We start from the raw sequence: 11,812 nt of genomic DNA, 5'->3' as shown, positions 1-11,812 counted from the left end.
ACGCCCGCGACCCTCGCCGCCCCCTCACACTCCTCGGCCTCGGATGATCACGAACCGGACATCATGCGACTACGCCGAAGCCCTGGGTGACGGCCGCCTGGTCGAAGAGTCGCGCATAACGGACCCGACCCCCGCCCCGCCATCACGTCGCAGACACCCCCCGCAACCTCAGCCCCCACCGACAACGAAAGACAGCACAGGCCACAACAGATGCGCATCCAACCCCGCCGCTACGTAGCTCCGACCCACGGCCCCATTCCTCCCCGGCCCGGAGTCCGGAGCCCCCTGCGAGAAAACAGGTGATCAGCCGCCCGGCGTGGCTGCGGGAAGTAGCCTCCCCTTTGCGCGGACTATGGAGTGAAGGGCGCCATGCGCCGAAACCTCTCACGTAACGGACGGGCAATGAACTCCATGCGGGTGGCTCAGGTCTCCGAACCAGGCCGACCATTTGAAATCGTTGAACGCGAACTGCCGGAGCCCGGCCCCGGGCACGTACGGATCGCCGTCGAGGCGTCCGGCATCTGCCATACCGACGCTGGCTTTGTACACAACGCCTTCCCCAACATCAGCTTCCCCCTGGTCGCGGGTCACGAGGTTGCCGGGCGTATCGACGCCCTCGGTGAGGGTGTGCAGCACTGGGCAGTCGGCGACCGTGTGGAGGTCGGCTGGTTCGGCGGTCACTGCGGCCACTGCGTGCCGTGCCGCGAGGGTGACTTCATCAACTGTCAGAACCTGCAGGTGCCAAGCTGGGCATACGACGGCGGCTACGCCACCCACATGGTCGCCCCGGTCAGCGCGCTGGCCCGGATCCCCGACGGCCTGACTGCCGTCGACGCCGCCCCACTCGGCTGCGCCGGCGTCACAACCTACAACGCCTTCAAAAAGAGCAACGCCCGGCCCGGCGACCTCGTCGCGGTGATCGGCATCGGCGGCCTCGGGCACCTGGCGGTGCAATACGCGGCAAAATTCGGCTTCGAGACGGTCGCCATCGCGCGCGGCGAGGACAAGCGGGCCCTGGCCACGCAGCTCGGCGCCCACCACTACATCGACAGTTCCGCCAGCGATCCGGCCAAAGAACTGCAGGCTCTTGGCGGTGCCACCGCGGTACTTGCCACGGCCTCCAACTCGCAGGCCATGGCTGCAGGCGTCGACGGCCTCCAGTCCCGTGGCGAGCTGATCCTCGTCGGTCTGGACGACGGACCGCTGCCGATCACACCGGCACAGCTGATCCTCTCAGCCCGTACAGTCATCGGCCACCCTTCCGGCACCTCGCGCGACGTCGAGCACACGATGAACTTCAGCGCACTTGCCGGGATCCGCCCGATGACCGAGACGGTGCCGCTGGAGGAGGTCAACGAAGCGTTCGCCCGCATGATGTCCGGTGCTGCGCGTTTCCGCATGGTCATCGTCCCCTGAACGGTCCGGCTACCGCCGCGCGTCGTCATCCCTGCTCGTCTCGGCATTCCCCTCCTCGATGCCGGTGCCGTCGGGGAAATGGATGACTACTTTCAAGGCGTCCGGACATCACCGCGGCGGGGAGCCATGACCGGTTCGGCAGACTGCCGCAGCGGCTTGAATCTCTGTTCGTCGGCCCGCTGGGACCGTTCCTGCGGGCCGACCACCGCAGCCGATGAGTGTACGGGTGCCCGTAGGCAGTCAGGTTCTGTCCTGGGCCGCGACGGCCGTCGCCAACGGGCAGACTCACCTGATTTCTCCAGGAGGCCCGGGCCTTCCGGCTGGGGAGGAGGGTCTTGGGTCGGAGCCGCGTAGCGGGAGTTGGCGGCGCATCTGTTCTCTCGTTGTCGGTGGGGGCTGTGAGGTGCCGGGCCAACGGCGACAGTGACGACTGGGCAGGGCTTCGGGGATGCTGGTACGCCTTCCGGCTGCGGGTGTCGTGCTCGGCGCCTGCCGGTCTGGAGGCGAAGTGGGCGCCGTGCCGGTGGGTGGGGAACAAGGGCGTGGCCCTGTGCCGCAAGATCCACGCCCTGAACCAGACCACCGCGCAGAAGCACACGTCCGGCCCGGCGCAGCTCGACAGGATGCTGACCGTAGCCGGTCGGTCAATGGCAGGCCTGCGGTAAGGCAGCTCGGTTGCGCAGCAGCAGACACTCAGGGATTTCACGAAGTCCCACGTCAGAGCGTTGAAGGACGTTACGGCCCGGCTGCCGATGCTGCAGCGCGCCGGGTACCCCGCATCAAACCCAAGCGCGAGACCACACCGACACTGAACTACACCCGGCGCGGCTTCCCGCTCCGACAGGCGCCTGCACATGGTCGGCGGCATCGCCCTGATGGTGGTGTGGTCCCGCGACCTGCCCGCCCCCACGTCGGTGCGCACCTACCGATACGGCCTCGGTCGCTGGCACGCCCCCTTCGTCGCCGCGGTCCAGGTGCAGCCGCTGCCCGCCACCGGCGCAGTGATCGGTATCAACCGGGGCCTTGCCGAGACCGCGACCAGCGACCTACCCCACGCCCAGCACGGCAGGACCACCGCAGCCGGCCCTTCTGCTCGCCCGATCGCAAGGGGCATGTGCCTTCCGAAGCACCGGTGCGTGGCGTCGGCCTTTCCCCGGTGCCGGTACCGATCCAAGCCCGGCACCGGGGAACCGCCCATCAGTATGCGGCCCTGCCGTGGTGCCAGGGGCCGGCTATCACGGTCATGCGGATGGTGACGGGAATCAGGACGTAGGGGGTGTCGTGGGTCAGATTGAGTACGGCGTTGTACGAGCCCAGCTTTCTGGTGTGCGGCAGAGAGGCGTCCAGTGTGAGCCGAACGGTGACTGAGGAGTGCGCGGGGATGGTGACCTTGTTCGTGTTGGTGTCCAGCCAGTCGATCTGCGTCGAGCCTGGCTCGGTGTATCCAGGCAGGTATTCGGTGGTCGCGACCGCGTTGGCGGCGCCCCAGCCAGTGCTACCGCCTATCTTGTACAGGCCGGCACCGGCTCCCCCTCGATAGACGGGGACACCACTGGCCGCCAAGGTGTGCCAGGTGTCGAGGTCTGGATCGTAGGCGTAGCCCTGCCCTGTGATGGAGGCAGTGTCTTGTGTTCCTGTAGAGCCCCCGGAGAGCAGTAGCTGGTCGTCGGCGGTGGTGTATGCGGAACCCCATAGCCCCACCGGAAGATGGGCGACCGGCGACCACGTATCCGTCGAAGGGTTGTAGGAGTACGCGTCGTCGACCACACCAATGCCAGGGGTCTGTCCACCTGCGCAGACCACGCGTCCGTCGACACCCCCGCAGGCCAGGTAGGCAATGGGCAGAGGGTAGTTGGCGAGTTTCAGCCAACGATTGGTGGTGGTGTCGTAGGCCTGGACGTCGGTCACGCCACAACTGCTGGCACAGCCGCCGACCATGTAAAGGCGGCCGTCCAGCACCGCGCTCCCAGAAATCGAGAAGGCGGCAGGAGCTGCTGCCCGGTGGGACCAGGTGTCACTTGCAGGGTCGTAAACGGCAACGGAGCTGACGGCTTCCCCGGACTCGGTCTTACCGCCCGCCACATACCACTTGCCCCCGACGAAACCGTGGACGGGGCCCCGCCGGGCCTCTGGCGCTGGGGCACGTTCAGTCCACGCGGCGCCGTCGCCAGCCGATGGATCGTAGGACCACAGCCGGTTGTGGACCGAGTCGTCGCCCTGCATGCCGAAGGCGCTATAGACCGTGCCCCGGTAGGTGTCCACGGCGTTGTCCATCACCGCGACAGGAAGGTCAGGGAGCGCCTGCCAGGAATCGGAAGTTGGAAGACCGTCGATGGGGGCAGTCGCCTCGTGCAGTGTGACAGTGGCTGCGGCACCGCCGATGTTGTGAAGAGTGACCTTCTGCTGGATGGTTCCGCCCTGCCGTACCGTCGTACGGACGCTCCCGGGGTCGGTAGTGACACGGCCGGCTGGCAGCGTCAGTTCTTTGTACGTTGCGTGGTCTCGAACTACTTGGGCCTTCACGGTCCGGTCGGCATAGAGGTGTTTGGATGTCGTCAGAGTCTGCGCTGCACTGCGGGACTTGGCACGAAGGGGGGCGAACAGCCAGTAGAAGCCGTCGCCGAGTGCCGGATCGGCTGGGGTCGCAGTGGAGAGGGCTGGGCGCGGATCGCTGCCGTCGACGCCCGTTACTCGGGCGCCGTTGACAGGTCCGGAGGTGTTGGCGTCAACGGCACGCCCGATGACCAGGCCTCCAGGTACGGGGTCGTAGGTGCGGTTACCGATGAACACGTCGTCCACCGCCCACAGCCAGCCGTACGAGCCGGTGAAGTGGAACCGTACGGTAACTGCGGGTGCTCCTGCGTATCTGGTAAGCGGAACCTCGATGCGGGCCGGGCCATTGACGGAGCCGTAGGACTGCTCCCATACGGTGGTCCAGGACCGTCCATGGTTGGTGCTGATGTCGACAGTCGCAGACTGACCAGTGATGCCCTGGTAGTCGGTGTCGAAAGCCACGTAGGGGACCGTGTTGACGCTCATGTCGTAGTCAGGGCTGATGAGCTGAGTGTCCTGTACGGCGCCGTCTCCGTAGTGGTCGCTGTCGACGATGGCGAAGGCCCCCTCACCGCCGGTGTTATTGCCGCGGCTGGCGGGATCGTCGAAGACCCAGCCACCGGTGGTGTTGTCGGCGTTGGTCACCGTCCAACCGACGGGCGTAGAGGAGGTGGCCGAGGCGAAGGGCTCTGTCACTCCGGACCAGTGGGGCTGGTAGCCAGCGGCGGTGGCCGTCGTGGCGTCAACCGGGACACCTATGTCGAGGGTGCGTGCGGTATTCCCCAGCTCAATTGTTCTGCTGACAGCTTGGTAGCCGGTGTATGCACTCGTGACCTGCAGGGTGTACTGGTGGCCGACAGGTAGCGCGATTTGGTAGCGCCCGGTACGTGGGTCGGTCCATACCGGGTCGATCGGTGCGCCCTTAACGGAGATCGCCGCGTACAGCGGCCAGCCGTGCCCGGATCCGTCGGTAATCGCGCCGGAGACGGTTTTGCTGGGTACCGAAGTGAGGCGCAGATTGCGGGTCGCTGTGGCGCCTTCGTTGATGGCCACGTTGCTGGTGCTGGTCCGGGCGTAACCGTAGGCGTCGACGGCAAGGTCGTAGGTGGCATCAGGCAGCGTGAGCGCGTACCTGCCGTCAGCGTCGGTGGTGGTCCGGTACATACCGCCCGCAGTAACGGAGGCTCCAACGACCGGCTTTCCGTTGCGGCCGTCGGTAACCGTACCGCCAATCCGTCCGTGCGCGCCCATGCGGAAGGCACCCGTGCCATGGGGCGTACCCAGCCCGGTGGGGCCGTCGTAGCCGCTGCCGGCGGTGCACAGATAGGCCGGCGCGCAGGTGCCGTTGGACCCCTGGGTCACGTCGTTGAGGCCCGTCTTGTCGGCGGCATAGGGGTATGAGTTGGGTTCGCTCCCCTCCACCGGGGCGCCGGCCGACGCATAGACTCCCGCGATCAGGGGTGCAGAAGCGCTGGTGCCGCCGAAGACGTTCCAGCCGCCCGAGCCGTAACTGTCGTACACGGCCACGCCCGTGTCGGGGTCCGCCACCGCGGACACGTCGGCGACGGTGCGCCCGTCACACCCGGAGTCCTTTTGGAAGGCCGGCTTGGGCAGGTAGCGGGAGCAGCCGGATCCGGGCCCGGAACTGTCGTCCGACCAGACGGACTCCGACCAGCCCCGCTTGGTGCTCCCGTCTCTGCGCAGGCTGGTCCCGCCCACCGCGGTGACGTGAGGGGATGCGGCAGGGAAGGCGACACCGTAGGCGTCGTCACCGGAGGAGACGACCATCGCCACTCCGGGATGGTCGTAGTACGAGTCCCAGGACGTCTCATCCGGGTTCTCCTCGTACAGGGAGTATTTGGTGCCGTACGAGTTGGAGACGACATCGGCCCCCAGGGCCACCGCCTGTTCTACCGCGGCGCCGAGATTGTCGATGTCGGGGTCGTCGGCCTCGATCAGCAGTAGATGGGCGGCGGGGGCTGCGGCGGACACCATGTCCAGGTCGAGCGCGGCTTCTGCGGCCCAGTCCTGGTTGGGTGCCGGGTACGCGGTGCCGCCACGCTGGTCGACCTTGGTGAAACAGCCGTTTGCAGTGGTGCAGGCCGGCAGCCCGAACTGCGCCCGGTAGACGGCGAGGTCCTCTTCGGCCTCCAGGGCGTCGTAGGCGACGACGACGGCGATCGTCACGCCAGCACCGCCGTTCGCGGGGAGTGCGTAGGCGTCGCGCAGGTCGGCGGGCCCGTAGCCCTCTGGATCCTGGCCGCTTGTTCCCAGGGTTCGCCTCTGTTGTACGTCGGTTCGGCGGATCGCGAAGCAGGTTGCCTCGCCGGGTGACGGTGTCCCGCACAGGGGCTCCGTGCGTATTCGGCTTCCGGAAGAGGTGGGTGCCGCCGTGGGCGCCTTATCCGTGGTTGGCCGAGCCTGGGCAGGGGCCGTCACCGCGAGACTCGCGGTGACGGCGGCGCAGACGATGGTGGCAGCAGTACGTCCGAAGGCATGGGATGTTCTTCTTCGGACCCATTCTCTGCCAAAAAGTATTCGCACCCGGTTACTCCGTCTCTGTGCACATCATTTGTGAGCGCCACTGCAGGTGGCCGATCCCGCGGACTTTCGGATAATAGCGATGCGGAACGGGCCCTGGCAGTGTCTCTGCATCCTCAATGTTTCTGCCGTGTTGCGTCATGTGGGTACGCCGCGAGAGCGCTGCCGTCTCGGGGACATCTGGTGTGATTCGATGGGGTTTCGAAGCTGACGTGCAGACGTGAACAAGTCAATGAACAGTCGGCCCAAATCATTACGAATGTCAGCTGCGAACCGACTGCAGGTCTGGCGAAGCCTTCGAGGCTCTCCGTTCTCCGTGAAATGCCCAGCAGCGACGACGGACCGGCGTCTTCCAGCTCCGGGGCGTCGGGCGCATCAGCTGGCAGCGCCTCGCCACATGGGTCAATTTCGGGGAGAACTGTCGCAAAAACAACCGAGACAATCACTATGGCTGCGGCATTGGATTTGAATCTAAATCCGCCGTTTAGGACCCTTTGAGTCCGCCTCCACGTAGAGTGATGTTCACGACAGCGTTTTGGAGAACATTGGCACTTGCCTTCTATCCGAATCCTAATGAGTGATGGTAAGTAGAACTATTGAGAATTCGATGCCCCCGAGGCCATGACGATGCCTCAATTGCGCACACCCAGGCCCGCTGACCTGCCGCAGTTGGTTACCGCGGCCCGAAAGCGTGCGAGATGATCTGCGGAGCAAATGGGATAGCCATTCCCCATTGCACTGAAAGTTCGGCTTTGGTCGCAACCATGCCCCTCGGGCACAGAAAACACCGCATACGTCACGCGCCTCATCAGGCACTTCGTGCCCTGCATCCGAGGTGGAAAACTCATTAGCATGCGGCGGACATTGGATGGATCTAACGTAAAGGATCCCTGTGAGACCGCTCTTCCCGGGCCGACCTGGCCTGCCGATCGTCGCGGGTGTCGCGGCAGCGCTGATGGTGATCCCACCAGCATCCGCCAGCGACCACGTCACTGCGGCAACATCTCCGAAAAACCTTGTCGTCGCCAACGGAGCCGCCGGCAGTGGCACCTCACGCGCCGTCACCCTCATCACGGGCGACCGGGTGACCGTCACGCCCGGAGGTAACGGTCGGGATACCGTTTCCGTGGAAGGCCCAGGCGGACAGCGTGCCGACGCACGTATCACCACACAGCACGGTGATACCTACGTATACCCGCTTGCCGCGGAACGCTATGTGGCGGCCGGCCTGCTTGACACCGACCTGTTCAACGTCACCCGCCTCATAACAGACGGCTACGACGACGCCCGCTCGCACGGCTTGCCCGTCATCCTGACCTACTCCTCCGACGCCCGCCGGAAGCTGGCGACGTCATCGCTCCCCAACGGTGCCAGCGGGGCTCGAGCGCTGACCAGCATCGACAGCACCGCCACCGTCCAGGACCACAACCAAGCCGCGAAGTTCTGGGCTGACCTCACCGCCCAGACCGCGCCGCAATCAGCGACAACAGCCGCCGCAGCGGCTCCGTCCCTGGCCAATGGTGTGCGCAAGGTCTGGCTCGACGGCAAGGTCAAGGCCGACCTCGCGGACAGCGTCGCCCAGATCGGCGCCCCCGAGGTGTGGGCCGGCGGCGACACCGGGCAGGGCGTCGACGTTGCTGTCCTCGATACCGGATACGACACCGGCCACCCCGACCTCGACGGCGCCGTCGCCTCCTCCGCCAGTTTCGTCCCCGGCGAGGACGTCACCGACCACCACGGGCACGGCACCCACGTGGCATCCACCATCGCCGGCAACGGCGCGGCCTCCGGCGGCAAGGAGAAGGGTGTCTCCCCCGGCGTGCGGCTGCACGTGGGCAAGGTCCTCGACAACGCCGGCAGTGGCTCCGACTCCTGGGTCATCAGCGGCATGGAGTGGGCGGCTCGCGACGCCAAGGCACGCGTGATCAGCATGAGCCTCGGCGGCGGACCCACCGACGGCACCGACCCGCTGAGCCAGGCGGTCAATGAACTCAGCGCCGAAACGGGTGCGTTGTTCACCATCGCCGCCGGGAACTCCGGCCCCGACGAGGGGACTGTCGCTGCTCCCGGCGCCGCGGACGCCGCACTCACCGTGGGCGCCGTGGATTCCTCCGACACCGTCGCCGACTTCTCCAGCCGCGGCCCCCGCTTCCGGGACGACGCAGCCAAGCCGGAAATCACCGCCCCCGGCGTCGGCATCGTGGCAGCGCGCTCCCAGTGGGCGACCTTCGGTAGCGGCTCGTACGCCACGCTCAGCGGCACCTCCATGGCCACCCCGCACGTGGCGGGCGTCGCCGCCCTGGTGGCAGCAAAGCACCCGGACTGGAACGGGGCCCGAATCAAGGACGCCCTGGTCAGCACCGCAAAACCGGCATCTTTCAATTCCGTGGACGCAGGTGGCAACGGACGCGTGGACGCGGTTGCCGCCACCGGCAAACTGGTCGCCACCGGTGTCATCAACGCGGGCATCCATTCCCCGGGTGGGCCGTCCGGCGAGACGGTGACCCGTACCGTGGAGTGGGCCAACTCCGGTGACAGCGCCGTCACCGTCACGCCGCAGGTGAACGCGCCGGACGCACCGGAGGGGCTGTTCACGGTCGCGGACCGTCAGGTCACCGTCCCCGCCCATGGCACCGCCTCCACCACGGTGACCACCGCCCTCGACCGGGCGCCGGCCGATTCCCGCTTCACCGGCGACGTCGACGGCATGGTCGGCGGCAAGGCCGTCACGCGCACCCTTCTCGCGGTCAGCACGCACGAGGCACTGCACCACCTACGTGCCCACTTCACCGACCAAGACGGCAAGGCCGTGTCTGCACTCGCGTTCTACCAGCGCAAGGGCGACGAGCTCCTGGCCGCCTACACCGACGAATTCGGCACTCTTGACGTCGTCGTCCCACCCGGCGCCTACACCGTCTGGTCCTGGCCCGCCGTCCACGGTGTCCACGGCACGTCCTCCTACGGCCGGGCCCTGATGGCAAAGACGGACGTGGTGGTCGCCGACACCGACACCGACACCACGCTGGACGGGAGGAAGCTGCGCAGGACCGAAGTTGTCACACCGAAGACCTCCGCGGACAGCGACATCCGCATGGACTTCACCCTGTCCTTCAAGGACGGCTCTCCGCCAGTGGTGGACACCCTGTCGGTAGGTAGCGTCACCGACAGCATCTGGGCACTGCCCATGCCGAAGCCAGCCCAGGGCGATCTGGCCTACACGGTCCGGTGGCGCATGCAGCAGCCGCTGCTCACGCTCTCCTCGGGCCCACAGGAGTTCGACGACCTGTTGCTCCAGCCCGGTTCCGGCCGTCCCACCGAGGGCACCCGCACCCTGCCCGCCGTCTTCGCGGGCAACGGCACCGCAGCGGAGTACTCGGCGGCCGGCGCCAAGAGTAAAGTCGCCGTCGTCCGGTACGTACCGGACGACGACGATGACGAGCGGTCCGCCGCTTCCGCGGCAGCCGACAACCAGTTCACTGCCGCCCGGAAGGCCGGCGTCGCACTGCTCATCGTCGTCAACAACGAGGGAGGCCGACTGCGGGAGTCCGTCGGCAGCACCGACCTCGTCATCGCCGGCATCTCCCAGACCGAGGGCGAGACCCTGATCTCCCGTATCCAGGAGAGCCGTTCCGGCTCGGTGCCCATGCGCGTCGCCGGCCACGCTGAGACGGACTACCTCTACGACCTGGTGCACACCTGGCACGGTACAATCCCGCAAACGCAGCGCTACGCGCCCACTGAACACCACCTTGCCCGAGTCGACGTCGAGTTCCGCAACGCCGGCCCAGTGGTCGACGAGTTCCGCTACGACGTCCAGCCCTACCTCGGAGTCGACGTCGGCGTCCTGCAGCAGACGACGAGCGGCGCCAAGCGCACCGATTGGATCACCCCGGCAGGCGAAGCATCCTGGATGGAACACGCCGTCGATTACTCCCCGCACTATACCGGTGACCAATTCTCCGGGCTGGTCGAGTACCCGGCAGGGCACACCACCGACGTGCAGTGGTTCGGCCCCGTATGGCATCCCCGAATGAACGAGGGCCAGCCGCTGCCTGAGCGCAACGGTGACCAACTCAACGTGCCCATTCCGGCCTGGGGCGACGGCGGCACCAATCACACCGGTATGCAGGGGCCGGGGACCGCGACCCAGGTGAACGAGCTCTATCGAGGCGGCAAGCTGGTCGCCCACACCGAGGGCAGCTGGCTGAGCGGAGACGTACCGGCCGCAGCGAACCGCTATCGCCTGGTGACCTCCACCAGGCAAACGGGGGGGTACCCGTACTCCACCGCCACGCATACCGAGTGGGACTTCACCTCCGCGACAGCTCGCACGGACGACCCGCAGTTGCTCCCGCTCCTGCAACTCGACTATGGGATCCGCACCGATGCGGGCGGCACGGCACGGCGCGACGCCCAGCTCACTGTGACACCCTCGCAGTTGGCGGGGGTCTCGATCGGACAGGTCCGTACCGACGCCGTGGAGGTCTCGTATGACGACGGCCAGACCTGGCAACGACTGACGCGGCACGGCACCGCCAACGGTGGCGCGCAGGTCCGCCTGAACGCCCCGAAGCGCGCCACGTTCCTGTCCCTGCGTGTCCGTGCCTCGGACACATGGGGCAACACCGTGACGCAGACCGTCATCCGGGCGACCGGTCTGGTCTGATCCGATTTCGCACGCAACGTGGCCGGCTCCCTTACTGGGGGCCGGCCACGTTGTGTGCGGGTGGTGTGTCGAGTTTGAGAGCGGTGCCGGCGTGCGCACGCCGGTAGTGGGACGGAGAGTGGCGGACACGATGGCAGCTGGCCGCCGAACGCGCCATCGCGCTTATGACATGCAAGCTCCGTACGTGAGTGCCACACACAAGTAGTTGACGTATCGCTGAGCGTATTGGCCGAGGTATGCACAGGCGAGCGCGGAGGCAGCACGCATATCGTGTATAATTCAACTATCGCTATCGCCTGTCGCTCCGATCGAGCTGGACAGGCGGGGGCCCTCCGATCTCGTCTCTGCAAGGGGCGGTCCTTGATCATTGGACCAGACCCCGCCGACGCCAAAGCCAAGGCATCGCTACCTATTTGTGGAGCGCCGCAGACACCGCCTGACAAGGAGCGCCTTGCCGACATCGATCACTGTGCTGAATTCCTGATCTCAGGACAGACGGTAAATGAACTCTTCTGCATGAAAGGCCTCTTCAGTGGCTGAACTGTTCTACGACGACGACGCCGACCTGTCCATCATCCAGGGCCGCAAGGTCGCGGTCATCGGCTACGGGAGCCAGGGCCACGCCCACGCGCTGTC

General features: G+C 66.6%; 3 protein-coding genes and 1 pseudogene. 3 read left to right on the top strand and 1 reads right to left on the bottom strand.

Annotated elements, in window-relative coordinates; translation table 11 throughout:
• Positions 1–402: 402 nt before the first annotated feature.
• Positions 403–1,416, top strand: coding sequence for an alcohol dehydrogenase (locus ACIP98_RS40925; RefSeq protein ID WP_401981752.1), 1,014 nt, complete (start codon positions 403–405; stop codon positions 1,414–1,416).
• 1,197 nt (positions 1,417–2,613) lie between these two features.
• Here the strand turns inward: ACIP98_RS40925 and ACIP98_RS40920 are convergent.
• The gene (locus tag ACIP98_RS40920; RefSeq protein WP_401981749.1) at positions 2,614–6,156 is read right to left on the bottom strand and encodes a kelch repeat-containing protein; all 3,543 of its coding nucleotides are present in this window, start codon (positions 6,154–6,156) and stop codon (positions 2,614–2,616) included.
• Positions 6,157–7,726: 1,570 nt separating this feature from the next.
• On the opposite strand from ACIP98_RS40920, the gene ACIP98_RS40915 reads away from it, so the two are divergent.
• Positions 7,727–11,176, top strand: a complete 3,450-nt coding sequence (locus ACIP98_RS40915; RefSeq protein ID WP_401981746.1) for a S8 family serine peptidase — start codon at positions 7,727–7,729, stop codon at positions 11,174–11,176.
• A 532-nt stretch (positions 11,177–11,708) separates the two neighbouring features.
• Positions 11,709–11,812: pseudogene (locus ACIP98_RS40910) on the top strand (ketol-acid reductoisomerase); the annotation flags it as partial.

This window comes from Streptomyces sp. NPDC088354 (assembly GCF_044753585.1).
GTDB lineage: Bacteria > Actinomycetota > Actinomycetes > Streptomycetales > Streptomycetaceae > Actinacidiphila.
The sequence above is the reverse complement of the archived record's forward strand: the minus strand, read 5'-3'. Positions and strand labels throughout refer to the sequence as shown.